The sequence below is a fragment of the Microcella frigidaquae genome, from assembly GCF_014200395.1.
Lineage (GTDB): Bacteria > Actinomycetota > Actinomycetes > Actinomycetales > Microbacteriaceae > Microcella > Microcella frigidaquae.
In genome coordinates this window covers 1,401,152-1,424,369 of the sequence record NZ_JACHBS010000001.1, presented here as the reverse complement: position 1 = coordinate 1,424,369, position 23,218 = coordinate 1,401,152, and the positions used below count along the sequence as shown (strand labels likewise).

Below are 23,218 nucleotides of genomic sequence, written 5' to 3'. Positions count from 1 at the left end.
AGCGCGCCGGCGAACCCGCTCGCGGGGTCTGCCACGGGTGCGCTGCAACCCCTACGCTCGATATGTGACCCGCGTGCTCGACCGCTCCGGCGTGGTGCTCGGCATCGCCGCCCTCGTCCTCAACGAGGGCGCGACTGACGACAACGCCCGTGAGGTCATCGCCGCGGCCGTCGACGCTGGCGTGCTCGCCCTCGACACCGCACGGGCGTACGCGCGGCTCGATGACGACGGCGTCGGCGAGCGTCTCGCCGCCGAGGGTCGCGCGCTCCGCCCGGGCCTGCCGATCATCACCAAGGCGGGCCACTACCGAGCCGCGGCCAACGCCTGGAACTCCGACGGGAGCGCCGAGCGCCTGAGGGCCGATGCCGCACGCAGCGTCGAGCTGCTCGGCCGCCCTCTCGACCTCCTGCTGCTGCACCGCGCCGACCGCGTCGACGACCTCGAGGAGTCGGTGGCGGCGCTCGCCGCCCTCCGCGAGGAGGGTCTCGCCCGCGCGGTCGGGCTCTCGAACGCCTCCGCCGACCTCATCGACCGCGCTCTCGCGGTCGCCCCGATCGACGCGGTGCAGAACCGCCTCGGGCTCGGGGTCGACAGCTTCGCCGAGTACCACCGCTGCCGCGAGGCGGGGCTCGACTTCTTCGGCTACGCACCCTTCGGCGGTCCCCGGGCCGCTCCGCTGGCGACGCGCGTGCCGCACGTTGCCGCCCTCGCCACGGAGCGCGGAACCTCGGTGCACCGTCTGACCCTTGCCGCGGTGCTCGCGGTGCTGCCCGGCTACTGGCCGGTGATCGGCTCGACCCGGGCCGAGTCCGCGCGCGACGCGATCGGTGCGATGACCGAGGCGGTCGATGACGAGCTCCGCGAGGCGCTGCTCGGCGACCTCGCCTCGCGCGGGGTGCCGGTCTAGCCTGGGGCGATGGACGCGACCCCCGGCACTCCCGCATCCACACCCGCCCCGATCCTCACCCTCACGGTCAACCCGGCGCTCGACCTCAGCACCTCGACCGAGCGCCTCGAGCCGGAGCACAAGCTGCGCTGCGGCCCCAGCGTCGTGGAGGCCGGCGGCGGCGGGGTCAACGTCAGCCGCGTCATCGCCCGCCTCGGCGGAATCTCGACCGCGCTCGTCACCGTCGGCGGTGCGACGGGCGGCGCGTACCGCGACCTGCTCGCCGCAGAGTCCGCCGCGCTCGCCGCTCTGCCCGGTGACGGCGCTCTCGCCACCGAGCTCATCCCCATCGCCGGCGCCACCCGGCAGAACATCACCATCGACGAGACCGCCACCGGCTCGCAGTTCCGGTTCGTGCTGCAGGGCCCCACCCTGAGCATCGACGAAGGGATGCTCTGCCTCGACACCCTCGGGGGCGCCCTGCACCCCGGCACCGACTACGCCGTGCTCAGCGGCTCCCTGCCGCCCGGCGCCCCCGACGACTTCTACGCCCGTGCGGTGCGGCGCGTCCGCGAGCACGGCACCCGCGTCGTCGTCGACGCATCGGGTGCGGCGCTCGCCGCCGCCGTCGAGGCGGCGCCCCACGTCATCAAGCCCTCCGGGCGCGAGCTGCGCGAACTCGCCGCGGCCCTCGGGCTCGCCCCGCGCGGCATCGCGACCGAGCAGGTCGAGGTCGACCAGCTCGTCGCCATCGCGCGGCAGCTCATCGTGAGCCGGGGCGTCGAGGTCGTGGCACTCACCCTCGGCGCGCAGGGCGCTGCCGTCGTCACCGCCGAGGGAGTGCTGCGCCTGGCAGCCCCCGACGTGTCGGTGCGGTCGACCGTCGGCGCGGGCGACTCCTTCCTCGGGGCGATGGTGCTGCGCCTCGCGCAGGGTCACGACCTCGCCGCCGCCGCCCGGGCGGGGGTGGCGGCGGGTGCCGCGACCGCGGCCATGCCGGGCACCCAGCTGGGGGAGCGCGCCGACGTCGAGCGGCTCGAGGCGCAGCTGGCGGGCGGCCCGGGGTGAGCATCCGCGGAAACATCGCCGCAACACGCCGGGGCTAGGCTCGGCGCATGGCCGACCTCTTCGACGGGTACGCGGCGTCCGCCGCCCGTTCCGGGTCGGCCGTCGCCTTCGACGAGATGTTCGCGCCCGACTCGACCGTGCGGCTGCCCTACCGGCAGATCCACGCCGCCCTCGCGCAGTTGTCGCAGGAGGAGCTGCGCGGCCGCACCGAGGCCCTCGCCTCCAGCTACCTGGCGCAGGGCGTCACCTTCGACTTCGCCGGCGAGGAGCGTCCGTTCCCGCTGGATGCCGTGCCGCGCGTCATCGAGCGCACCGAGTGGAGCCACCTCGAGGCGGGGGTCGCCCAGCGCGTGCGCGCCCTCGAGGCCTTCCTCGCCGACATCTACGGGCCGCAGCGCTGCATCGTCGACGGGGTGATCCCCGCCCGGCTCATCTCCAGCTCGGTGCACTTCCACCGCGCGGCGGCGGGCATCGAGAGCGCCAACGGCGTTCGCATCCAGGTGTCGGGCATCGACCTGATCCGCGACGAGCACGGCACCTGGCGCGTGCTCGAGGACAACGTGCGGGTGCCGAGCGGCGTCAGCTACGTGATCTCGAACCGCCGGGTGATGGCGCAGACGCTGCCCGAGCTGTTCGTCGCGATGCGCGTGCGCCCGGTGGGCGACTATCCGACGCGGTTGCTCGACGCACTGCGGGCATCCGCCCCCGCCGGCGTCGACGACCCGACGATCGTCGTGCTCACGCCGGGCGTCTACAACTCGGCCTACTTCGAGCACACCCTGCTCGCGCGGCTCATGGGTGTCGAGCTGGTCGAGGGCCGCGATCTGTTCTGCGCGGGCGGGCGCGTGTTCATGCGCACGACGGCGGGCCCCCAGCGCGTCGACGTGATCTACCGACGCGTCGATGACGAGTTCCTCGACCCGCTGACCTTCCGCGCCGACTCGATGCTCGGCACGCCGGGGCTCATGCTCGCGGCCCGCCTCGGCACGGTGACGATTGCCAACGCCGTCGGCAACGGCGTGGCCGACGACAAGCTCGTCTACACCTACCTGCCCGACCTCGTGCGGTACTTCCTGCACGAAGAGCCGATCATCCCCAACGTCGACACCTGGCGTCTGGAGGAGCCCGACTCGCTCGCCGAGGTGCTCGACCGCCTCGATGAGCTCGTTGTGAAGCCCGTCGACGGCTCGGGGGGCAAGGGGCTCGTCGTGGGACCGGCGGCGAGCCGCGCCGAGCTCGACGAGCTGCGCGAGCGCCTGCAGCGCGACCCGCGCGGATGGATCGCGCAGCCGGTCGTGCAGCTCTCGACCATCCCGACCCTCGTCGACGAGGGCATGCGACCCCGGCACGCCGATCTGCGACCCTTCGCCGTCAACGACGGCCGGGAGGTGTGGGTGCTGCCCGGCGGGCTCACCCGTGTCGCCCTGCCCGAGGGGCAGCTCGTCGTCAACTCCAGCCAGGGCGGCGGCTCGAAAGACACCTGGGTGGTCGGCCAGCAGCCGATGGTCGCCGACAGCCACGACGTCGCCGGCCTCGTCGCCGAGCAGGCGACCGTCACGCAGTCGATCCCGATCATCACGGATGCGGCGGCGCACGTTCCCGACCACAATCCGCACGACGACCCGCGGCGCGACCAGCAGCAGCAACAGCAGCAGGCGCGCGCGCATCACGTCCACCAGCCGAGCAACGGCGCTCGCACGAGCTCGAGGGGGGTCGAGCCATGTTGAGCCGCATCGCGGAGAGCCTGTTCTGGATCGGCCGCTACGTCGAGCGCGCCGATGGCACGGCCCGCATCCTCGACGTGCACCTGCAGCTGCTGCTGGAGGATCCGTGGATCGACGAAGACACCGCGTGCCGTTCGCTGCTGAGCGTGATGGGCAGCGAGGTCGACCCCGCCCAGGCCCTGACCCGGTCTGATGTGCTGGGGCTGCTCGCGGTCGATCGCGCGCATCCCGCCTCGATCGCCTACTCGTTGGGCGCGGCTCGCGAGAACGCGCGGCGGGCGCGCGAGGTGGTCAGCACCGAGCTGTGGGAGGTGCTCAACACGACGCGGGCGCGCATGCCCCGCAAGGTCGCGCCCGAGAAGGTGCACGAGTTCTTCGGCTGGGTGCGCGAGCGCTCGGCGCTGGCGGTCGGCATCGTCGAGTCGGCGACCAGCCGCGACGAGGCCTACGCCTTCTTCACCCTCGGCCGCTCGCTCGAGCGCGCCGACATGACCGCGCGCCTGCTGGCGACCCGCTCGCTGACGGAGGCGAGCGGCCCGTCGTGGACGACGATCCTGCGCAGCGTCGGCGCCTACGAGGCGTACCTGCGCACCTACCGCGGCGTGCCGAGCGCGAAGAACGCGGCCGAGTTCCTCCTCCTCGACCGGCTCTTCCCGCGCTCGATCCTGTTCGCCGTCACGCGTGCCGAGCAGTGCCTGCGCGACATCGAGCCGCGGAGCGACCGCGCGGGCATCGGCGACCAGGCGCTGCGGCAGCTGGGGCAGATCCGCAGCGAGCTCGAGTACCGCCCGATCGGCGACATCCTCGACGACCTGCAGCGGCACATGGACGCCGTGCAGACGGCGACGAGCGCCACGAGCGAGGCGGTGCGGCAGCGCTACTTCCCGACCAACGCGGCCCCGAGCTGGGTGGCGGAGAAGTCGTGAACCGCCTCCGCATCCGTCACGCGACGGGCTTCCACTACGCCGGCGAGGTGACCGCCTCGTACAACGAGGCCCGCATGCTGCCGGCGAGCGGTGACGGGCAGCTCGTGCTGTTCTCGCACCTCGAGATCACCCCCGCCTCCTCGCAGCACCCCTACGTCGACTACTTCGGCACCCGCGTGATCGCCTTCGAGCAGCTGGCGCACCACCGCGAGCTGTCGCTCACCGCCGACAGCCTCGTCGAGCTGCGGCCGCGCCCCTCGGGCATCGAGGCGGCGGGCTGGGATGCTCTGCCCGCGCTCGTGGAGCGCACCGTCGCCCTCGTGGAGGCCACGGTGCAGACCGGCCTCACGGCCCCGCCCGCCGAGGTCGCCGAGCGCGCCCGCGCGCTCGCGGGCGCCGCGGCCGATCCCGCGTCGGCGGCCCGCGCGATCTGCGACTGGCTGCACGCCGAGGTGGAGTACATGCCGGGCGTGACGGGCGTGCACACCACGGCGGCGGAGGCCTGGGCGCACAGGCGCGGCGTCTGCCAGGACATCACGCACCTCGCGCTCGGGGCCCTGCGCACCGTGGGCATCCCGGCCCGCTACGTCAGCGGGTACCTGCATCCCGTGGCCGACGCCGAGGTGGGGCAGACCGTCGCCGGCGAGTCGCACGCCTGGGTCGAGTGGTTCGACGGTGACTGGCGGGGCTTCGACCCCACCAACGCGATCGCGATCGGCGACCGCCACGTGATCGTCGGCCGCGGCCGCGACTACCGCGACGTGCCGCCGTTGCGCGGGGTCTATGCCGGGCCGGCGAGCTCGAGCCTGTTCGTGACCGTCGAGATCACGCGCGAGGCGTAGCAGAAGGTCTCGGACCGGGACTCCGGCCGCGGGCTCAGACCACGGCCGGCGGGCAGTGCAGCCGGGTCGCGGTGGTGCCGGTGCCGCGCTCGATGCGGTGGTCGGCCATGAGCGCGCCGCACAGCGGGCACGTCGGGTTGGCGGGCGGCACGTAGGGCTCCTCGGGCCGTCCGATGCCGACCGCGGCCGGGCCGGTGACCGTCCACAGCACGCGACCGAACGCGCCGAAGAACCCCTTCGCATCCTTGAAGGGGTTGAGCGGGTTCACGTGTCGCGCCACGAGACAATCCTCTCGCGCTCAGCCCTTGCGGGCCTCCGCCTCGACGATCGCGATCTCGGTGGTCGCGGTCTCGAGGTCGCGGAAACGATTCGCCGGGTCGGCGGCCTGCGCCGCTTCGTGGTCGTCGCCGTCGTAGCGCACGGCCAGGTGCCACCACCGGGCGTCGGCCGGGTGACGGCGGATGCGCAGGTTGCGCGTGCTCCGCATCCAGAGCACCGCGACGATCGCGGCGAGCAGGCCGGCCAGCGCCCCGACCCCCATGGCCCAGCGGGCGCCGAGCTCGTTCGCGACGAGACCGAGCAGGGGGGCGCCGACGGGCGTGCCGCCCATGAAGATGGTCAGGTACAGCGCCATCACCCGGCCCCGGATGCTCGCGCGCGTCGTCGTCTGCACGTAGGCGTTGGCGCTCGTGATCATGGTCAGCGCGAAGTAGCCGACGCCGATCAGGGCGAGGCCGAACAGCTCGAACGTGGGCATGAGGGCCGCGACGACCATCGATCCGGCGAAGCCGAGCGCGGCGAGCACGATCACCCGCAGGCGCGGGCGCTCGCGCCGCGCCGACAGCAGCGCGCCGGTGACCGAGCCGATGGCGAGGATCGACGACAGCAGCCCGAAGTCGGCGGCGTCGCGCCCGAATTCGACGCGCGCCATCGTGGCGGTGAAGATCGCGAAGTTGAAGCCGAAGGTTCCGACGAGGAAGACCATCGTGAAGACCACGACGAGGTCGGCCCGGCGGGCGACGTACCGGATGCCCGCCCGCAGCTGCCCGCGCCCTCGCGCCGCCTTGCTCATGGGGTGCAGCTCGTCGGCCCGCAGCAGGGCGAGGGTGGCGAGCATCGCCCCGAAGGTGAGCACGTTGAGCAGAATGACCCAGCCCGCCCCCACGAGCACGGTGAGGAAGCCCGCCACGGCGGGGCCGATGAGGCGCGCGGTGTTGAACGAGGCCGAGTTGAGGGCCACGGCGTTGGGGAGGTCGGCGGTGCCGACGAGCTCGCCCACGAAGGTCTGGCGCGCGGGCGCGTCGACGGCGGTGGCGATGCCGAGGCCGAGGGCGAGCAGGTACACCATCCAGAGCTCGGCGATGCCGAGCACGATGATGAGCCCGAGCGCGAGGGCCAGCAGCGCCTGCGCGAGCTGCGTGAGGGCGAGCAGGCGGCGGCCGGGCATCCGGTCGGCGATGACGCCGGCGAACGGACCGATCAGCAGTGCCGGGCCGAACTGCAGGGCCATCGTCACGCCGACGGCGGCGGCATCGTTGTCGGTGAGTTCGGTGAGCACGAACCAGTCCTGCGCCGTGCGCTGCATCCACGTGCCGACGTTCGAGATCAGCGCGCCGGCGAACCAGATGCGGTAGTTGATGCCCGCCAGCGAGCGGAACATCGCGTTCACGCGTCGGCCAGCCGTCGCAGGATCGGCCGCACCTCCTCGAGGGCACTGCGTTCGGCGTCGCTGAGGGTCTCGAGCTGGGAGTGGAACCACTGCTGCCGCAGCCGTCGCGTCTCGGCGATGACCTGCTCGCCGGCGGGCGTGATGGTCACCCACACGCTGCGCGCGTCGTCGTCGCTCGGATCGCGGCGCACGAGGCCGCTGGCCTCCAGCGCGTTGAGGGTGCGGTTCATGCTCGGAGCGCTGACTTTCTCGGCGGTCGCGAGGCCGCTCGGGGTGCAGCGGCCCTCGCTGGCGAGCCGCCACAGCACGCCGAGCTGGCTGTCGCTGATGCCTTCGCCCGCTCGTTCGGCCCGGATGCGCCGGGCGACCTTCTGGATGAGCACCCGCAGCTCCTCCTCGGGGTCGGTCGCGTGCAGGTCCATGGTCGTTAGCCTAACTCATTACCTTTGCTAACAGAATTCGGGATGCGGTGCCGCGGCCGCGACCGCGCGGAGGATGCTCGGCCGTAGGATTCTCGCCAGGAGGCCCACCCATGCCGAAGTTCACCGCCGAGCGCCAGCACCGCACCTTCACCGACGCCCACGGGGTCGTCGTGCACTACTACGTGTGGGCACCGGGCAAACCGAAGGCGGTCGTGCAGCTCGCCCACGGTGTCGGCGAGCACGCCCTGCGCTACGAGCTGCTCGCGCAGGCGCTCGTGGCCGCGGGGTACGCGGTCTACGCCGACGATCATCGCGGCCATGGCCAGACCGGCGTGGAGTACTGGAAGGGCGACCTCTCCCAGATCGGCAAGCTCGGCGTCGGAGGCCTGCGGGCCACCCAGCAGAACCTGCTCGACCTCACGCGCATCGCGCAGGAGGAGAACCCCGGGCTGCCGTTCGTGATGCTCGGCCACTCGTGGGGCTCGCTCATGGTGCAGAACCTGCTCAGCGCCGGCCCGCATCCGTGGAGCGCCGTCGTGCTGACCGGCACCGCCTTCCGCACGCCGTTCGACATGAACGGCGGTGACTTGAACGCGCGCCACAAGCACCTCGGCGACACGGGCGCCGAGTGGCTGAGCCGCGACCCGGCCGTCGCCCGCGCCTTCGTCGACGACCCGCTGACGACCGACGCCAAGGTGCTGCAGCTGTTCGGTGTCGCCGATGGGCTGCGCCTGTACGGAACACCGAAGGCCGTGCAGCCGCCGGTGCCGCTGCTCATCATGGTCGGCGACGACGACCCGCTCGGAGGGGAGAAGAGCGCGAAGAAGCTCGCCGACGCCTACCTGCGCCGCGGCGGCCTCACCGACGTCGAGCTCATCGTCTACGCGGGTGCCCGCCACGAGGTCTTAAACGAGACCAACCAGGCCGAGGTGCGCGCCGACCTCATCGCCTGGCTCGACGACCGCCTGTTCTAGCCCCTCAGGGGCAGGGGAAGCGCCGTCAGCAGCAGAGCGCTCGGCTCGAGCGCCTCGACACGGTGGCGACCGTCGGGGATGCGGCCGAGAAAGCCGGCCGCGAGGTCGAGCGCACGCGCCTCGGTGCCGTCGGCGCCCAGACTCACCAGGCGCACCTGGCCGCGCAGAACCTGCAGCACGGCCTCGCCCGGGTTGTCGTGCGGGGGCAGCTCCGAACCCGCGGTGAGGCCGATGCCGGTCATCCGCAGGTGCTCATGATCGAGCGCGACGGGCTGCAGGTGCCGCCCGTTCGGGCTCTCGGCGGCCTGCGCCTCGAGATAGTCGGCGAGCATGGTCAGGTCGACAGCAACGGGATCCATGCCCGCATCCTACGCTGGTCGCCATGATCGCGCCCTTCGTCTCCGTCGCCGAGCTCGATCGGATGCGCGCCGACGCCGCGCACGGCAAGACGACGGGTGCGGTGCCACGGGTGGTGGTCGTCGACAGCCGCTGGTACCTCGACGGGCGCTCCGGGGCCGAGGCCTACGCGAACGGGCACCTGCCGGGCGCCGTGTTCGTCGACCTCGACACCGTGCTGGCGGCGCCGCCGTCGGCGGCGGCCGGGCGGCATCCGCTGCCCGAGCCGGAGGTCTTCGCGCGAGGGCTCGAGGCCGCCGGGGTCGGGGACGACGCCACGGTGGTCGTCTACGACGACGCCGGCGGGGTCATCGCCGCGCGCCTGGTGTGGATGCTGCGCACCCTCGGGCAATCCGCCGCCGTGCTCGACGGCGGGCTCGCGGCGTGGCAGCAGGAGCACCCCGAGGAGGCGCTCGAGGCCGGGGAGCCCGCGGGGGCCGGCGGCGCGAGCCCCGCATCCCGCACGGTGCGATCGTGGCCCGCGGCAGCCCTCGCCACCATCGACGAGACCCAGGCGGCGGCCGCCGACGGCACCGCGATCGTGCTCGACGCGCGCACCGCCGACCGCTACCGCGGCGACACCGAACCCGTGGATGCCCGCCCCGGGCACATCCCGGGCGCGGCGAGCCTCTCGTGCCGCGACAATGTCGCCGCCGACGGCACGCTGCTCGACACTGCGACCCTGCGCGAGCGCCTCACGGCGCTCGGCGCCGACCGGCTTCCGGTGATCAGCTACTGCGGCTCGGGCGTCACCGCCTGCCACACCCTCCTCGTGCTCGAGCAGGTCGGACTGCCCGCCGGTCGCCTGTACCCCGGCTCGTGGTCGCAGTACGCGGCTGACGCCCAGCGCCCGGTCGCCACCGGCGAATAGGCTGAGCGCGTGCACGGTGAATACAAGGTGCCCGGGGGCAAGCTCGTCGTCGTCGACCTCGAGGTCGCGGACGGGCGCATCAGCGCGCTGCGGTTGGCCGGTGACTTCTTCGTCGAGCCCGACGAGGCGATCGCCGCGATCGAGGCCGCCCTCATCGGGCTGCCCGCCGACAGCGACGCGGCGCACCTGACGGCTGCCGTCCGCGATGCCCTTCCCGGCGGCGCGGTGCTGCTGGGCTTCGGCCCGGAGGCGGTGGCGACCACCGTGCGCCGCGCGCTCGCGAGCGCCACGACGTTCGCCGACTACGACTGGGAGCTTGTGCGCGGTCCGGCGCTCACCCCGCTGCAGCAGCTGGCCGTCGACCAGGTGCTCGCCGAGGAGGTCGGCGAGGGGCGGCGCGGCCCCACCCTGCGCTTCTGGCAGTGGGCGAGCCCTGCCATCGTCATCGGGTCGTTCCAGAGCGTGAAGAACGAGGTCGATCTCGAGAACGCCGATCGCTACGGCTTCGAGGTGGTGCGGCGCATCTCCGGAGGCGGTGCGATGGTCATCGAGCCCGAGTCGGCCATCACCTACTCGCTGTACACGCCCGTGGCCCTCGTGCAGGGCATGAGCTTCGCCGAGTCGTACGCCTTCCTCGACGACTGGGTCATCCAGGGGCTGCGGTCGCTCGGCATCGAGGCCACGTACCAGCCGCTCAACGACATCGCGAGCCCGGCCGGCAAGATCGGCGGAGCCGCGCAGAAGCGCCTCGGTTCGGGCGCCGTGCTGCACCACGTGACCATGGCCTACGACATGGACGGCGACATGATGACGCAGGTGCTGCGCATCGGGCGCGAGAAGCTCAGTGACAAGGGTGTGAAGAGCGCCAACAAGCGGGTCGACCCGCTGAAGTCGCAGACCGGGCTGGCGCGCGACGCGATCATCGAGCGGCTCATCGGCACGTTCCGCGCCAGCAACACCGTCGTCGACGGAGCCCTGACCGAGGCTGAGCTGGCCCGCGCCGACGCGCTCGTCGTCGAGAAGTTCGCGACCCCCGACTGGCTCTACCGGGTGCCGTGAGCCCGCGCTCGCGGGCCGTCGCCCTCACCCTGCTGCTCGCCGGCCTGCTGGTCGGCGGGGTCGTGCTGTCGGCCATCACCGGGCAGCTCGCTGTCACTCCGACCGAGGTTGCGGGCTCGCTGCTGCGCGCCATCGGCATCGACACCGACTGGGCGCCCACCGACCCGATCATCGAGAGCACGCTCTGGGTGGTGCGCTTCCCGCGTATCGTCATGGCGCTCGTCGTGGGCGCGGCGCTCGCCGTGGCGGGCGCCGTCATGCAGGCGATCTTCGGCAACCCGCTCGCCGAGCCCGGCGTGGTGGGAGTCTCGTCAGGAGCCGCCCTGGGTGCGGCGACGGCGATCGTGGTGGGAGCATCCGTGCTCGGCGTCGCCGGCGTCGCGGTCTTCGCCTTCCTCGGCGGGCTCGTGGCGACGCTCCTCGTCTACGTCGTCTCGCGCGCCGGCGGGCGCACCGAGGTCGTCACCCTCCTGCTGACCGGCATCGCCGTCAACGCGATCGCGCAGGCGGGCATCGCCTTCGTGCTGTTCGTGGCCGACTCGGCCAGCCGCGAGCAGATCGTGTTCTGGCAGCTCGGCTCGCTCGGTGGTTCGCTGTGGTCGCAGGTCGCCGTGGTGGCCGCGGTCGCCGTGCCGGGCGTGCTCGTCGCCCTCGCGCTCGCGCGACGGTACGACCTGCTCGCGCTCGGCGAGCGCAACGCCCGGCACCTCGGCGTCGACGTCGAGCGCCTGCGGCTGGTCTCGATCGTGCTCGTCGCCCTGCTGACCGGCGTCGCGGTGGCATTCACCGGCATCATCGCGTTCGTCGGCCTGGTCGTGCCCCACCTCATCCGCATGATCATCGGGCCCGCCCACCGCGGGCTCGTGCTCGCGAGCGCGGTCGGCGGCGGGGCCCTGCTCGTCATCGCCGACCTGCTGACCCGCACCCTCGTCGCCGGGGCCGAGTTGCCGATCGGCATGCTCACCTCGCTCGTCGGCGGCCCCTTCTTCTTCTGGCTGCTCTATCGCCAGCGTCGTCGCAGCGGGGGGTGGGCATGAGCGCGGCAGCAGAGGTGCCGGCGACCCTCGACGGGGCCGAACCGGTGATCGTCGCCCGCGGGGTGCGCCTGACGCGCGATGGCCGCGAGATCCTCACCGGCATCGACCTCGACATCCTGCCCGGCGAGGTGCTCGCCCTCGTCGGCCCGAACGGCGCCGGTAAGTCGACACTGCTGTCGGTGCTGAGCGGCGACCAGGACCCTTCGGCGGGTAGCGTCGAGCTGCTCGGCCGGCCCGTCGGGGCCTACCGCCCGCTCGAGCTCGCGCGGCGCCGCGCGGTGCTGAGCCAGGCCAACACGGTGAGCTTCCCCTTCCGCGTCATCGAGATCGTGCAGATGGGGCGCAGCCCCTGGCTGCGCACCGCCGAGCTCGCCGACGACCAGGCGGCGGTGCTCGAGGCGATCAGGGCGACCGACATCGAGCACCTGCTCGGCCGGCGGTTCACGAGCCTGAGCGGCGGCGAGCAGGCGCGCGCATCCCTGGCCCGCGTGCTGGCCCAGCGCACCCCGATCGTCTTCCTCGACGAGCCGACGGCGGCGCTCGACCTGCGCCACCAGGAGGACGTCATGCGCGTCGCGCGCGGCCTGGCGGCCGAGGGCCGTGCGGTCGTCGTGGTCGTGCACGACCTGTCGCTCGCGGGGGCCTACGCCGACCGCATCGCGCTGCTTGACCACGGTCGGCTCGACGCTGTCGGCACGCCGCACGAGGTCATGACGGCCGACCGGGTGGGTCGGGTCTACGGGCTTGCGGTTCAGATTCACCGCGTGGGCGACAGCGAGCGTCCGATCGTGCTGCCGCTTCGCGACTGAGCGGCGCGAGCGACCGCGTCGGTGTCGAGAATTCCTCCGTGCCGCCGGGGTAGGCTGGCGAGGTGATGCCGTGGTGGGGCTGGCTGGTGATCGCGACCATCGCGATCCCGCTCGGGATGCTCGCCCAGCGCCGCGGTTGGATCGACCTGCGCGGCGACGGTCGGCGGGGCGGCACGGGCGCCGGTCTCGTCGGCATCGGTGATGAGGTCTTCAACCCGACCCGGCACGAGGCCGCCCTCGAGCTCGACCGGCAGACCGCGATGCCCGCACCGGCGCCGGTGCCCGGCGATGACCACCCCGGCGTGCCGCGCATCGAGAGCGATCCGGAGGAGGGGGGAGGGTACCGCGGGTCGATCCGGCTCTAGCCGGGCGGGCCGTACCCCGCGCAGGTCAGCGGGTCTGCGCGTGGTCAGGACAGCGCGTGGTCAGGTCAGCGGGTCGTCAGGTCGGCGTACTCGGGGTGCCGACGCATCCACATGACCACGAAGCCGCACACCGGCTGCACGCGGTCGGTTGTCGTCGCCCGCAGTTCGTCGAGGATCGCGCGCACGACCTCTCCGCCGACGCCCTTGTTGCGCATCAGCGGCGGCACCTCGGCGTGCAGCAGTCGCACGGTGCCGTCGACCCGGTCGTAGACGATCCAGCCCTGCAGCTCGTCGCCGTCGTAGACGGCGTAGCGGTCGGTGTCGGGCTCGTGGGTGACGGTGAGGCTCATGGCACGAACCCTACTCGGGCAGCTTCTGCTCCCACCGGGTCTGCTCCTCGGGTGGAGGCGCCGGGGCCGGTGCGGGCCGACTGCCCGACAGCAGCTTCCAGATTCCGACGGCCGCCGCGATGAGCACGCCGGCGTCGTCGAGCAGGCCGGCCGGTCCGAGCAGGATCTCCGGAGCGAGATCGAGGGGCGAGACCCCGTACAGCAGCGCGGCCGCCCCGACCAGCACGGCGGCGATGATGGCGCGGCGACGGGACATGGGCCTCACAGTACCGGGGCGATCATCCGGGCGCGATTAGGCGCTCGTGCGCACCACGATCGACGTCGGCATGAGGTGGCGTCGGGCGACCGGGCGCCCGGCGAGCAGATCGAGCAGGATGCGCGCCATGCGCTCGCCCTGCTCGACCGAGGGTTGCCGCACCGTGGTGAGCGGCACCTCGCAGGCGAGGGCCGCGGGCGAGTCGTCGAAGCCCATGACGGCGACCTGCTCGGGCACGGCGATGCCGCGCTCGCGCAGCACCGTGACGGCCCCCATGGCCATGAGGTCGCTCGCGACGAAGATCGCGTCGAGGTCGGGGTGGGCGTCGAGCAGCTCGCGCGTGGCGCGCATGCCCCCCGCCAGGGTGAAGTCACCGTGCACGGCCGCGTCGGGCTCGAGCCCCGCATCCGTCATCGCCTGCTGCCAGCCGGTCAGCCGGTCGACTCCCGCGGGCATGTCGGCAGGGCCGGCGATCGTGCCGATGCGGCGGCGGCCGCGCTCGATGAGGAACCGGGTGCCGTCGGCGGCGGCCGCGATGTTGTCGACGTCGACGTAGTAGCTGTCGGTCGATGCGGGGTCGGCGGGGCGACCGCCGAAGACGACGGGGATGCTCTCGCCCAGCTCGGCGAGCACGTGATCGTCGGTGTGGTGCGACACCACGAGGGCGCCGTCGACGTTACCCCCGCGCAAGTAGGCGACGGTGGCGTCGAAGCGGCCGCTCGCACTCGCCAGATGCAGGGTGAGCGCGTACCCGGTGTCGTCGAGCGCGGTCGAGATGCCCTGCACGATCGCGGCGAAGTAGGGGTCGCCGAAGAAGCGCGTCGTGTCCTCCGGAATCACCAGGGCGATCGCCATCGCCTTGCGGTTGGCCAGCGAGCGCGCGGCGCGGTTGGGGGTGTAGCGCAGCTCGGCGATCGCGGCGGTCACCGCGGCGACCGTCTCGTCGCTCACGCGCGGCGACCCGTTGACGACGCGCGAGACGGTCGCGCGCGAGACGCCCGCGCGCTCGGCGACCATCTCGAGCGTCGGAGCGACTCGGGTGCCTGCTCCGTCCGCCGTCATGGGGGAATCCTACGGGCGCGGATCGAGCGGGGGCGCAACGCTGCGCCCCGCGATCATCGCCTGGTAGAGCCGTCCGCTGCGCTTCACGGTGCGGCTCTGCGAGTCGTAGTCGACGCGCACGAGACCGAAGCGCTTGTCGTAGCCCCAGGCCCACTCGAAGTTGTCGAGCAGCGACCAGTAGAAGTACCCGCGCACGTCGACACCGGCCTCGATCGCGTCGACCACCGCGTCGACATGCAGGCGCACGAACTCGGCCCGCTCGATGTCATCGACGAAGCCCTCGGCGTCGGGCACGTCGGTGTAGGCGGCCCCGTTCTCGGTGACGTACAGCACCACGCCGGCGGGCCGGGTGTACTCGGCGTCGATGCGCCGCAGCAGGCGGGTGAGCCCCTCGGGCTGCACCTCCCAACCCATCGCCGTGACGGGCAGCCCGCGCGGGTGGGTGAAGATGCCGTCGCCCGCGGGGAAGGGCGAGCGCTTCGGTCGCTCCGAGGGCGCGGCGCTCGACAGCGGTGCCGCAGCGGGCGGATGCGCGCTCACCGCATCGCCGTGGTAGTAGTTGACCCCCAGCGCGTCGATGGGTGTCGCGATCGCGGCGAGGTCGCCCTCCTGCACGGGCAGGTGCAGCCCGCGCGCGGCGAGGTCGTCGAGCAGGTCGGCGGGGTAGGCACCGCGGAAGATCGGGTCGAGGAAGAGCCGGTTGTGCTGCGCGTCGATGCGCCGCGCGGCGTCGAGGTCGGCGGGGTCGTGCGGGTCGACGGGGTCGGCCACGGTCATGTTGAGCGTGATCCCGAGGTCGAGCGACGCATCCAGCGATCGCAGGCGCTGCGTGGCCAGGCCGTGCCCCAGCAGCAGGTGGTGGGCGGCGTCGAGGGCGCGCTGCGGGTTCTGCTCGCCGGGGGCGTGCTCGCCGCTGAGGTATCCGAGGAAGGCGGAGCACCACGGCTCGTTGAGGGTCGTCCAGTGGTGGATGCGGTCGCCGAGCGCAGCATGCACGTCGGCGGCGTAGTCGGCGAAGCGCAGCGCCGTGTCGCGCTCGGGCCAGCCGCCGACCTCCTGCAGCGCCTGCGGCAGGTCCCAGTGGTAGAGGGTCAGCCAGGGCGTGATGCCCGCCGCGAGCAGCTCGTCGGTCAGGCGCCGGTAGAAGTCGAGGCCGGCGGGGTTCGCGGTGCGGCCATCCGGCTGCACGCGCGCCCACGAGGTCGAGAACCGGTAGACCTGCACCCCGAGCTCGCGCATGAGGGCGACGTCGTCGCGGTAGCGGTCGTAGTGCTCGCACGCGCGCTCACCGCTCTCGCCGCCGACCACGGCGCCGGGGATGCGGCTGAAGGCGTCCCAGATCGAGTCTGCGCGCCCGTCGCGGTGCGTGGCGCCCTCGATCTGGTAGGCGGCGGTGGCGACCCCGAGCAGCAGCTGGGGCGGAAGCGGGCGCGCGGCAGCGCTCGCCCCGGTCGGGGCGGGAGTGGTGGCGGTCATCCCTTGACGGCTCCTTGCATGATGCCGCTCACGAGGTGGCGGCCGGCGACGACGAACAAGATCAACAGGGGGATCGTGCTGAGGATAACCCCGGCCATGACGATCGAGTAGTCGACGAAGTAGTTGCTCTGCAGCAGCGACAGGGCCACGGGCAGCGTCGGGTTCTGCCGGTCGAGAACGATGAAGGGCCAGAAGAAGTTGGTCCAGGTGGCGATGAAGGTGAAGAGGGCGAGCATCGCCGCGGCCGGGCGTGCGGCGGGAAGGGCCACCGACCAGAAGGTGCGGATCATGCTCGCTCCGTCGACCCGGGCCGCCTCGATGAGCTCGTAGGGCAGGGCCTGGCTCAGGTACTGCGTCATCCAGAACACCCCGAACGCGCTGACGACGGCGGGCAGGATGACCGCCCACAGCGTTCCGGCGAGCTGCAGCTGGCTCATCGCGATGAAGAGAGGCACGACCCCGAGCTGGGTCGGCACCGCCATCGTCGCGATGACGAAGACGAGCAGCCCGTTGCGGCCCCGGAAGCGCAGCTTCGCGAAGGCGAAGCCGGCGAGCGTCGAGAACAGCACGACGGATGCGGAGACCACCGTCGACACGATGATCGAGTTGCCCAGCGCCCGCCAGAAGTTGACCGCGTCGGCCGCGAGCACCGCGGCGGCGTTGCTCAGGAAGTTGCCGCCCGGCCACCACACGATGTCCTGCTGATTGATGGTCGAGGCGTCACCCGAGCCGATCAGGAAGGACCAGTAGAGCGGGAACATCGAGCCCAGCAGCACGGCGGTGAGGAAGCCGTAGCCGAGCCAGCCGGGACGCTGCCCGTTGTCGATGCGACGGCGACGCGGGCGGCCGCGCTCGAGGAGTCCGTATCCGGTGCTCATGATGCCCTCGCGATCGAACGGGTGATCACGACGTTGAGGAGGCCGACGATCACGATGATGAGGAACAACAGCCAGGCCACGGCGGCTGCGCGGCCGAAGTTCAGCTGCCCCCAGCCGAGGTTGTAGAGGTAGATGGTGATGGTCATCCACTGGCTGCTCGCGCCGCCCTGGCCCGCGGTGTCGTAGAGGCGCGGCTCGTCGAAGATCTGCAGCCCGCCGATCGTCGAGGTCACGATGACGAAGATCAGGGTCGGCCGCAGCTGCGGGATGGTGATCGAGAAGAACTGCCGCACGGTGCCCGCGCCGTCGATCATCGCGGCCTCGTAGTAGTCGCGCGGGATGGCCTGCATGCCGGCGAGGAGGATGAGTGCCGTGTAGCCGGTCCAGCGGAAGTTCACCATGGTGGCGATCGCGATGTGGCTCGGCAGCACTTCCGAGTGCCAGCCGATCGGGTCGATGCCGAGGTCGCCGAGCAGGTTGTTGATGAGCCCGTACTGGTCGCCGAACATGTTGCTGAAGATCAGGGTGACGGCGACGGGGGCGACCACGTAGGGCAGCAGCACGCCCATGCGCCAGAAGGTCTTGGCCCGCAGATTGCGGTCGAGCACGGCGGCGATCAGGAGGGCGAGGATGATCTGCGGCACGGCCGAGATCAGGAAGATCGAGAAGGTGTTGCGCAGCGCGATCCAGAACGGCGGGTTCGAGAGCACGAACGCGAAGTTGTCGAAGCCGACGAAGTCGCCCTGGCCGCCGATGAGGTTCCACTCGTGCACCGAGACCCACGCCGTGTAGACGAGCGGGAAGAGCCCGGTGATCGCGAACAGGATGAAGAACGGCGAGATGTAGAGGTACGGCGAGACCTTGACGTCCCAGCGCGAGAGCGTCTGCGAGAACGCGACGCGGCGCACGGACCGCTCGGGCGCGGTGACGGTTGACATGGTTCCTCCTCGTCGGTGAGGGGTGCCCGGGGGCCGCAGGTGGGCGGCCCCCGGGCGGGTGGTGGACCTAGAGGGCGTTGACGTCAGCGACGAAGAGCTCCCACGAGCTGTCGATGGTGTCGGTGCCGTCGACGTCGACCCGGGTGAGCGCCCGCTGCAGGGCGTCGTTGATCGGGAAGTACTTCACGCTCTTGAACGGCGCGACCTCGATGGCCTGCGAGCGCTCGATGAGGATCTGCCCGACGGGCGCCCCGTTGAAGTACTCGTTGGTGGCCTCCTGCAGCTCGGTCGACTCGTACGCCTCGACCTGGCTCGGGAAGGTGCCCGCGGCGGCGAACGCGCTCATCTGCTGCTCGGGCGCGGTCAGCCACGCGGCGAGCTTCTTGGCCTCCTCGATGTTCTGGCCCTGAGCCGGAACGGTCAGGTACGAGCCGCCCCAGTTGCCGCCGCCGCCGGGGAAGACGTTGGCCACGTCCCAGCCGGTGACGTCAGGAGCGTTGCCCGAGATGACGCCGAGCATCCAGCCCGGGCAGAGCATCGTGGCGAAAGCGCCGTTCGAGAGACCGGCGAACCAGTCGTCGCTCCACTGCGCGAGGTGCGCCGAGAGGCTCTCCGAGGCGGTGAGCACCTCGGTGTAGATCTGCTTGACCTCGGGGTTCTCGGTCGCGATGACCGTGCCGTCGGCCTCCTCGTAGGCGTACTCGACCTGGTTGATCATGCCCTGGTAGATGGCGCCCGCGGCGTCGAACCAGGCGGCACCCGAGGCGTCAACGTACTGCTGGCCGACCTCGAAGTAGCGATCCCAGTCGCCCTCGAGCAGGGCGGCGACCTCGTCGCGGTCGGTGGGCAGGCCGGCGGCCTCGAACAGGTCGGCGCGGTAGCACACGGCCTGAGGGCCGATGTCGGTGCCGTAGGCGACCAGGCGGCCGTCGGCGTCGGTGGCGGCGGCGGTCTTCCAGTCGACCCAGCGATCGGCGACGGCCGGGTCGCTGAGGTCGGCGAGACGGTCGCTGTACTGCATCATCTCGGCGAACCAGTCGACCTCGACGGCCTCGATGTCGGCGAGGCCGCTGCCGGCGCCGAGCTTGGTGAAGAAGTTGTCGCGGGCCTCGTTCGACGTGGCCGCGCGGTTGTGCACGATCGTGATGCCGGGGTTCTCGGCCTCGTACTGAGCGAAGAGCTCGTCGGTGTAGCCGAAGTCGTTGAACGTGGCGACGGTGAGGGTGATGTCACCGCCCTCGGCACCGGGGTCGGTGGCCGTGCTGCAGCCGGTGGCGATCAGGGCGACAGCGGCGGCGCCGGCGATGGCGGCGCTCGCGGTGGTGCGACGTGAAAGGATCACGGTTCACTCCTTTGTGTGCGTGGGTGGTGGAGTGAGAGCGCTCTCATTCAGTGGGCATGAGAGCGCTCTCACATTGCCGGGAACACTACGCAGGTCGGAACTGGGATGTCAACACTTGTTCCAGATCGGAGTGAAATGCCAGGTCAGAGCCCTCTTCAACGCCGTCGCGACGGGCGACTAGGCTGACGGGATGCTGCGCTCGAGCCTCGCCGCCCTCCTGCTCGGCGCGCTCATCACGAGCGTCGCCGGGTGCGCCGTCACGCGCGAGCCCCTCGTGCTCGACCCCAGCCCGTCCGCCTCCTCGATGCCCTCCGCGAGTCCGACTCGGACGCCCACGCCGACACCCGCGCCCACGCCGAGCCCCACCTTCGATCGGGCCGCGCGGTCGATCGACGACCCCGCGAGCGCCTGGGTCGTCGTGAACAAGCTGCGCCCGTTGCAGCCGGCCGACTTCGTGCCGCCGAACCTCCGGGTCGCCCGCATCGCCGCGACCCAGCAGCTCGAGATGCGCGACGGCACGGCCACCGCCGCCGAGGCCATGTTCGCGGATGCGGCGGCGGCCGGGGTGCCCCTGCGGATCACCAGCGCCTACCGCAGCTTCGAGAGCCAGGCCCGCATCAACCGCCAGCTCGTGCAGCAGCTCGGGCAGGAGCGCGCCGACATCGCCAGTGCCCGTCCTGGCCACAGCGAGCACCAGACCGGCCTCGCCATCGACGTCGGCGCCCTGTCGGGCACCTGCGAGCTGGACGCGTGCTTCGGCACGACGCCGCAAGGGCTCTGGCTGGTCGAGAACGCGTACCGCTACGGGTTCATCCTGCGCTACCCCGACGGTCTGACCGCGATCACGGGCTACGCCTACGAGCCCTGGCACTGGCGCTACGTGGGGGTCGAGCTCGCGACGGAGATGCGCGAGACCGGAGTGGCGACCCTCGAGGAGTTCTTCGGCCTCCCGCCCGCCCCGGCGTACGCCGGCTGAGGGTTCGGAGGGCGCCGGGTCGCGAGCGCGCGGGTCAGGCGTGCGCGGCCGTCACCAGTGCGTCCACGATCCGCTCGACGAGCGGCCGCGGGGTCGCCAGGATCACCCGTACGTGCCCGGCGCCCGCGGCGCCGCACGCCCGCCCGTCGGTGACGGCGAGTCCGGCACGCTCGCGCAGCGTCGCGGCGGGATCGTCTCCGAGGCCGAGACGCGCGACGTCGAGCCAGGCGATGTACGTGCCCTCGGGCATCCGGTAGCCCACCTCGGGCAGCCGCTCGGAGAGCAGGTCGCTCAGGGCGCGGCGGTTCTCGTCGTAGTAGGTGACCGTGGCGGCGAGCCAGTCGCGACCGTCGCGGTAGGCGGCCGTGTTCGCGATGATGCCCAGGATGCTCGCCCCGTGCCCCGCCATGGGCCCGAGCTTCTGCCACACCGCCTCGTCGGCGTCGTTCGTGAGGATCAGCTGGGCCGCCTTCGCGCCCGGCAGGTTGAAGGCCTTCGACGCGCTCGTGACCGTGATGCTGTGGCTCGCCGCCGCCGTGCTGACGCTCGCGTAGGGCACGTGCCGCGCCCCGTCGAAGACGATCGGAGCGTGCACCTCATCGGCGAACACCCGCGCCCCGTGCCGCTCGACGACCTCGGCGAGGGCGGCGAGCTCGTCGCGCGCGAACACCCTCCCACCGGGGTTGAGCGGGTTGCACAGCACGACCAGCCCGGCGCCGGCGGCGAGCTCGCGGTCGATCGCGGCGAGGTCGAGGGCGGCGCGCCCGTCGACCTCGGCGAGCGCCACCTCGATGACCGTGCGGCCATGCCGCTGCGGAACGGTGAGGAACGGCATGTACGCCGGGGTCGGCACGATGACCGCGGATCCCGGTCGGGAGTAGTGCTCGATGGCGACGTCGAGGCCGCTGATCACGTCGGCCAGGTGGTGCACCCGGCTGCGCGGCACCTCCCAGTCGTAGCGGTCGCGCATCCAGTCGCTCGTCGCGGCGGCGTGCGCGGCGGCGACCGGGCGCGGCAGGTAGCCGAGCTGCCCGGCGTCGATCGCCGCGTGCAGCGCGGCCGTCACGGCGGGGGCCGTGCCGAGGTCGCTCTCGGCCACCCAGGCGCCGATCGTGCCCGGGAACATCGTCCACTTCATCGAGCCCTGGGCGCGCAGCTGCTCGGGGGTGAGGGCGTCCCAGTGGGCGAAGAGGGCTGAGCGGTCGAGCCGGGGAGTCCCGGCCGCCGCCCCGGCGCCGACGGCGCTGCCCGGTTCAGGCGAGTGCGGCATCGACGATCTCCTTCGCCTCCACCTGCACGCGGCGCAGGTGCGCCTCGTCGACGAACGACTCGGCGTAGATCTTGTAGACGTTCTCGGTGCCACTCGGGCGGGCGGCGAACCAAGCGCGCTCGGTGACGACCTTGACGCCGCCGATGGCCGCGCCGTTGCCGGGCGCCGCGCTCAGACGGGCCGTGATGGGGTCGCCCGCGAGCGCGTCGGCTGTGATCGCCGCGCCGTCGAGCTTGCTGAGCGCGGCCTTCTGCGCGGCGGTGGCGGCAGCATCCACCCGCTCGTAGACGGGCGTGCCGAAGCGGCCGGTGAGGTCCGCGTAGAGGGAGGAGGGGGTGCGGCCGGTGACCGCCGTGATCTCGGCGGCGAGCAGCGCGAGCAGGATGCCGTCCTTGTCGGTCGTCCACGCGGTGCCGTCGCGGCGCACGAAGCTCGCGCCCGCGCTCTCCTCGCCGCCGAACGCGACCGAGCCGTCGATGAGCCCCGGCACGAACCACTTGAAGCCCACGGGCACCTCCCACAGCCGACGGCCGAGGCTTGAGGCGACGTGGTCGATCATCGTCGACGAGACCAGGGTCTTGCCGATCGCGGCATCGGCGCGCCAGTCGGGGCGGTGCCGGTAGAGGTAGTCGATCGCGACCGCGAGGTAGTGGTTGGGGTTCATGAGCCCGCCGTCGGGCGTCACGATGCCGTGCCGATCGGCGTCGGCGTCGTTGCCGGTGAGCAGGTCGAAGTCGTGCCGGCGGGCGACGACGCTCGCCATCGCGCTGGGGCTCGACGGATCCATGCGGATCCTCTCGTCCCAGTCGAGCGTCATGAACGCCCAGCGCGGGTCGACGGTCGGGTTCACGACGGTCAGATCGAGGCCGTAGCGCTCGGCGATGAGCGCCCAGTAGCTGACGCTCGCCCCGCCGAGCGGGTCGGCCCCGAGGCGCAGCCCGCTCGCGCGCACGGCATCGAGGTCGAGGATGCTCGCGAGGTCGGCCACGTAGTGCTCGCGGTAGTCGTACCGCTCGGGCGCTGGCCGCGCATCCCGCCGCACCGCGCGGTTGCCGCCCGCGATGAGGGCGTTGGCGCGCTCGGCGATCCAGCCGGTGGCGTCACTGTCGGCCGGGCCGCCGTGCGGCGGGTTGTACTTGAAGCCGCCGTCGCGCGGCGGATTGTGGCTGGGGGTGATGACGATGCCGTCGGCGCGCGCGGCCGGGGTCGGCACGCTGCCGGTCACGCCGCCGGCGTTGTAGCGGATGATCGCGTGGCTCAGCGCGGGTGTCGGCACCCAGTCGTCGTTCGCGTCGACGAGCGCCGTCACGCCGTTGCCGGCGAGCACCTCGAGCGCGGTGCGCAGCGCCGGAGCGCTGAGCGCGTGGGTGTCGGCACCGATGAACAGCGGACCGCCGATGCCCTGGCTCGCGCGGTACTCGACAATCGCCTGTGTGATCGCGGCGATGTGCGTGTCGGTGAAGGCGCCGTCGAGGCTCGAGCCGCGGTGCCCGCTCGTGCCGAACGCCACCCGCTGGGCGGGGTCGTCGAGGTCGGGCACCCGGTCGGCGTACGCGCCGAGCAGGGCGTCGAGGTCGATCAGGTCGTTCGGCTGGGCGGGGGTACCGGCGCGGCTCATGCGC

General features: G+C 72.3%; 25 protein-coding genes. 12 read left to right on the top strand and 13 right to left on the bottom strand.

Going from position 1 to position 23,218, the window contains the following annotated elements:
* The first annotated feature begins 64 nt into the window (after positions 1-64).
* The 5 genes from BJ959_RS07045 to BJ959_RS07025 are packed head-to-tail and all read left to right on the top strand — an operon-like array spanning position 65 to position 5,446.
* Complete coding sequence (locus BJ959_RS07045) at positions 65-907, top strand: aldo/keto reductase (protein ID WP_165878990.1); 843 nt, start codon at positions 65-67, stop codon at positions 905-907.
* A 9-nt stretch (positions 908-916) separates the two neighbouring features.
* A complete protein-coding gene (locus tag BJ959_RS07040; protein ID WP_153981389.1) occupies positions 917-1,954 on the top strand; it encodes a 1-phosphofructokinase family hexose kinase in 1,038 nt (345 codons plus the stop codon).
* Between the two features lie 47 nt (positions 1,955-2,001).
* Positions 2,002-3,681 (top strand): circularly permuted type 2 ATP-grasp protein, encoded by a 1,680-nt coding sequence (locus BJ959_RS07035; protein WP_153981390.1) that lies wholly within the window; start codon positions 2,002-2,004, stop codon positions 3,679-3,681.
* Positions 3,675-4,604, top strand: a complete 930-nt coding sequence (locus tag BJ959_RS07030) for an alpha-E domain-containing protein (RefSeq protein WP_153981391.1) — start codon at positions 3,675-3,677, stop codon at positions 4,602-4,604. The genes BJ959_RS07035 and BJ959_RS07030 overlap by 7 nt, the downstream gene beginning before the upstream one ends.
* Positions 4,601-5,446, top strand: coding sequence for a transglutaminase domain-containing protein (locus tag BJ959_RS07025; RefSeq protein WP_153981392.1), 846 nt, complete (start codon positions 4,601-4,603; stop codon positions 5,444-5,446). Before BJ959_RS07030 ends, BJ959_RS07025 begins: the two co-directional genes overlap by 4 nt.
* A gap of 34 nt (positions 5,447-5,480) precedes the next feature.
* Here the strand turns inward: BJ959_RS07025 and BJ959_RS07020 are convergent, their stop codons facing one another.
* The 3 genes from BJ959_RS07020 to BJ959_RS07010 are packed head-to-tail and all read right to left on the bottom strand — an operon-like array spanning position 5,481 to position 7,537.
* Complete coding sequence (locus BJ959_RS07020) at positions 5,481-5,726, bottom strand: hypothetical protein (protein ID WP_153981393.1); 246 nt, start codon at positions 5,724-5,726, stop codon at positions 5,481-5,483.
* 18 nt (positions 5,727-5,744) lie between these two features.
* Complete coding sequence (locus tag BJ959_RS07015; protein ID WP_153981394.1) at positions 5,745-7,115, bottom strand: MFS transporter; 1,371 nt, start codon at positions 7,113-7,115, stop codon at positions 5,745-5,747.
* Positions 7,112-7,537, bottom strand: a complete 426-nt coding sequence (locus tag BJ959_RS07010) for a MarR family winged helix-turn-helix transcriptional regulator (RefSeq protein WP_153981395.1) — start codon at positions 7,535-7,537, stop codon at positions 7,112-7,114. The genes BJ959_RS07015 and BJ959_RS07010 overlap by 4 nt, the downstream gene beginning before the upstream one ends.
* 110 nt (positions 7,538-7,647) lie before the next feature.
* Here BJ959_RS07010 and BJ959_RS07005 point away from each other — a divergent pair, with 110 nt between their 5' ends.
* Complete coding sequence (locus tag BJ959_RS07005; protein ID WP_153981396.1) at positions 7,648-8,511, top strand: alpha/beta fold hydrolase; 864 nt, start codon at positions 7,648-7,650, stop codon at positions 8,509-8,511.
* On the opposite strand, the gene BJ959_RS07000 is transcribed toward BJ959_RS07005, so the two are convergent.
* Positions 8,508-8,870 carry a cupin domain-containing protein gene (locus tag BJ959_RS07000; protein WP_153981397.1) on the bottom strand — a complete coding sequence of 121 codons (363 nt, stop codon included), beginning with the start codon at positions 8,868-8,870 and terminating at the stop codon, positions 8,508-8,510. The genes BJ959_RS07005 and BJ959_RS07000 overlap by 4 nt on opposite strands.
* Positions 8,871-8,893: 23 nt before the next feature.
* Between BJ959_RS07000 and BJ959_RS06995 the strand changes: the two genes are divergently transcribed.
* The 5 genes from BJ959_RS06995 to BJ959_RS06975 all read left to right on the top strand — a co-directional run bounded on the left by BJ959_RS06995 (position 8,894) and on the right by BJ959_RS06975 (position 13,048).
* A complete protein-coding gene (locus tag BJ959_RS06995; RefSeq protein ID WP_153981398.1) occupies positions 8,894-9,778 on the top strand; it encodes a sulfurtransferase in 885 nt (294 codons plus the stop codon).
* 9 nt (positions 9,779-9,787) lie between these two features.
* Positions 9,788-10,837: a lipoate-protein ligase LplAB gene (gene lplAB, locus BJ959_RS06990; RefSeq protein WP_153981399.1), complete on the top strand. Its 1,050-nt coding sequence runs from the start codon at positions 9,788-9,790 to the stop codon at positions 10,835-10,837.
* Positions 10,834-11,874 carry a FecCD family ABC transporter permease gene (locus tag BJ959_RS06985; RefSeq protein WP_341799898.1) on the top strand — a complete coding sequence of 347 codons (1,041 nt, stop codon included), beginning with the start codon at positions 10,834-10,836 and terminating at the stop codon, positions 11,872-11,874. Before lplAB ends, BJ959_RS06985 begins: the two co-directional genes overlap by 4 nt.
* Positions 11,871-12,683, top strand: a complete 813-nt coding sequence (locus tag BJ959_RS06980) for a heme ABC transporter ATP-binding protein (RefSeq protein WP_183321918.1) — start codon at positions 11,871-11,873, stop codon at positions 12,681-12,683. The genes BJ959_RS06985 and BJ959_RS06980 overlap by 4 nt, the downstream gene beginning before the upstream one ends.
* A 62-nt stretch (positions 12,684-12,745) precedes the next feature.
* Positions 12,746-13,048: a hypothetical protein gene (locus BJ959_RS06975; protein WP_153981401.1), complete on the top strand. Its 303-nt coding sequence runs from the start codon at positions 12,746-12,748 to the stop codon at positions 13,046-13,048.
* 65 nt (positions 13,049-13,113) lie between these two features.
* On the opposite strand, the gene BJ959_RS06970 is transcribed toward BJ959_RS06975, so the two are convergent.
* From BJ959_RS06970 to BJ959_RS06940, 7 genes are all read right to left on the bottom strand, one after another.
* The gene (locus tag BJ959_RS06970) at positions 13,114-13,398 is read right to left on the bottom strand and encodes a GNAT family N-acetyltransferase (protein ID WP_153981402.1); all 285 of its coding nucleotides are present in this window, start codon (positions 13,396-13,398) and stop codon (positions 13,114-13,116) included.
* 10 nt (positions 13,399-13,408) lie between these two features.
* Complete coding sequence (locus BJ959_RS06965) at positions 13,409-13,654, bottom strand: YkvA family protein (protein ID WP_153981403.1); 246 nt, start codon at positions 13,652-13,654, stop codon at positions 13,409-13,411.
* Positions 13,655-13,690: 36 nt separating this feature from the next.
* Complete coding sequence (locus BJ959_RS06960; protein ID WP_153981404.1) at positions 13,691-14,716, bottom strand: LacI family DNA-binding transcriptional regulator; 1,026 nt, start codon at positions 14,714-14,716, stop codon at positions 13,691-13,693.
* Between the two features lie 9 nt (positions 14,717-14,725).
* Complete coding sequence (locus tag BJ959_RS06955) at positions 14,726-16,192, bottom strand: GH1 family beta-glucosidase (protein WP_153981405.1); 1,467 nt, start codon at positions 16,190-16,192, stop codon at positions 14,726-14,728.
* Positions 16,189-17,070 (bottom strand): carbohydrate ABC transporter permease, encoded by an 882-nt coding sequence (locus tag BJ959_RS06950; RefSeq protein WP_153981406.1) that lies wholly within the window; start codon positions 17,068-17,070, stop codon positions 16,189-16,191. Before BJ959_RS06950 ends, BJ959_RS06955 begins: the two co-directional genes overlap by 4 nt.
* The gene (locus BJ959_RS06945) at positions 17,067-18,008 is read right to left on the bottom strand and encodes a carbohydrate ABC transporter permease (protein ID WP_153981407.1); all 942 of its coding nucleotides are present in this window, start codon (positions 18,006-18,008) and stop codon (positions 17,067-17,069) included. Before BJ959_RS06945 ends, BJ959_RS06950 begins: the two co-directional genes overlap by 4 nt.
* A gap of 67 nt (positions 18,009-18,075) precedes the next feature.
* The gene (locus BJ959_RS06940; protein ID WP_183322020.1) at positions 18,076-19,347 is read right to left on the bottom strand and encodes an ABC transporter substrate-binding protein; all 1,272 of its coding nucleotides are present in this window, start codon (positions 19,345-19,347) and stop codon (positions 18,076-18,078) included.
* A 193-nt stretch (positions 19,348-19,540) separates the two neighbouring features.
* Here BJ959_RS06940 and BJ959_RS06935 point away from each other — a divergent pair, with 193 nt between their 5' ends.
* Positions 19,541-20,326, top strand: a complete 786-nt coding sequence (locus tag BJ959_RS06935; RefSeq protein WP_153981408.1) for a M15 family metallopeptidase — start codon at positions 19,541-19,543, stop codon at positions 20,324-20,326.
* Between the two features lie 34 nt (positions 20,327-20,360).
* On the opposite strand, the gene BJ959_RS06930 is transcribed toward BJ959_RS06935, so the two are convergent.
* Complete coding sequence (locus BJ959_RS06930) at positions 20,361-21,596, bottom strand: MalY/PatB family protein (RefSeq protein WP_153981409.1); 1,236 nt, start codon at positions 21,594-21,596, stop codon at positions 20,361-20,363.
* Positions 21,580-23,214: a phosphoglucomutase (alpha-D-glucose-1,6-bisphosphate-dependent) gene (gene pgm / locus BJ959_RS06925; RefSeq protein WP_153981410.1), complete on the bottom strand. Its 1,635-nt coding sequence runs from the start codon at positions 23,212-23,214 to the stop codon at positions 21,580-21,582. The genes BJ959_RS06930 and pgm overlap by 17 nt, the downstream gene beginning before the upstream one ends.
* Positions 23,215-23,218: the final 4 nt, after the last annotated feature.

What these genes read in the sequence shown, in the direction of transcription:
- BJ959_RS07040 (WP_153981389.1), top strand. Translation starts at nt 917, where the DNA reads ATGGACGCGACCCCCGGCACTCCCGCATCCACACCCGCCCCGATCCTC.
- BJ959_RS07035 (WP_153981390.1), top strand. Translation starts at nt 2,002, where the DNA reads ATGGCCGACCTCTTCGACGGGTACGCGGCGTCCGCCGCCCGTTCCGGG.
- BJ959_RS07030 (WP_153981391.1), top strand. Translation starts at nt 3,675, where the DNA reads ATGTTGAGCCGCATCGCGGAGAGCCTGTTCTGGATCGGCCGCTACGTC.
- BJ959_RS07010 (WP_153981395.1), bottom strand. Translation starts at nt 7,537, where the DNA reads ATGGACCTGCACGCGACCGACCCCGAGGAGGAGCTGCGGGTGCTCATC.
- BJ959_RS07005 (WP_153981396.1), top strand. Translation starts at nt 7,648, where the DNA reads ATGCCGAAGTTCACCGCCGAGCGCCAGCACCGCACCTTCACCGACGCC.
- BJ959_RS07000 (WP_153981397.1), bottom strand. Translation starts at nt 8,870, where the DNA reads ATGGATCCCGTTGCTGTCGACCTGACCATGCTCGCCGACTATCTCGAG.
- BJ959_RS06995 (WP_153981398.1), top strand. Translation starts at nt 8,894, where the DNA reads ATGATCGCGCCCTTCGTCTCCGTCGCCGAGCTCGATCGGATGCGCGCC.
- BJ959_RS06980 (WP_183321918.1), top strand. Translation starts at nt 11,871, where the DNA reads ATGAGCGCGGCAGCAGAGGTGCCGGCGACCCTCGACGGGGCCGAACCG.
- BJ959_RS06970 (WP_153981402.1), bottom strand. Translation starts at nt 13,398, where the DNA reads ATGAGCCTCACCGTCACCCACGAGCCCGACACCGACCGCTACGCCGTC.
- BJ959_RS06965 (WP_153981403.1), bottom strand. Translation starts at nt 13,654, where the DNA reads ATGTCCCGTCGCCGCGCCATCATCGCCGCCGTGCTGGTCGGGGCGGCC.
- BJ959_RS06960 (WP_153981404.1), bottom strand. Translation starts at nt 14,716, where the DNA reads ATGACGGCGGACGGAGCAGGCACCCGAGTCGCTCCGACGCTCGAGATG.
- BJ959_RS06955 (WP_153981405.1), bottom strand. Translation starts at nt 16,192, where the DNA reads ATGACCGCCACCACTCCCGCCCCGACCGGGGCGAGCGCTGCCGCGCGC.
- BJ959_RS06950 (WP_153981406.1), bottom strand. Translation starts at nt 17,070, where the DNA reads ATGAGCACCGGATACGGACTCCTCGAGCGCGGCCGCCCGCGTCGCCGT.
- BJ959_RS06945 (WP_153981407.1), bottom strand. Translation starts at nt 18,008, where the DNA reads ATGTCAACCGTCACCGCGCCCGAGCGGTCCGTGCGCCGCGTCGCGTTC.
- BJ959_RS06935 (WP_153981408.1), top strand. Translation starts at nt 19,541, where the DNA reads ATGCTGCGCTCGAGCCTCGCCGCCCTCCTGCTCGGCGCGCTCATCACG.
- BJ959_RS06930 (WP_153981409.1), bottom strand. Translation starts at nt 21,596, where the DNA reads ATGCCGCACTCGCCTGAACCGGGCAGCGCCGTCGGCGCCGGGGCGGCG.
- pgm (WP_153981410.1), bottom strand. Translation starts at nt 23,214, where the DNA reads ATGAGCCGCGCCGGTACCCCCGCCCAGCCGAACGACCTGATCGACCTC.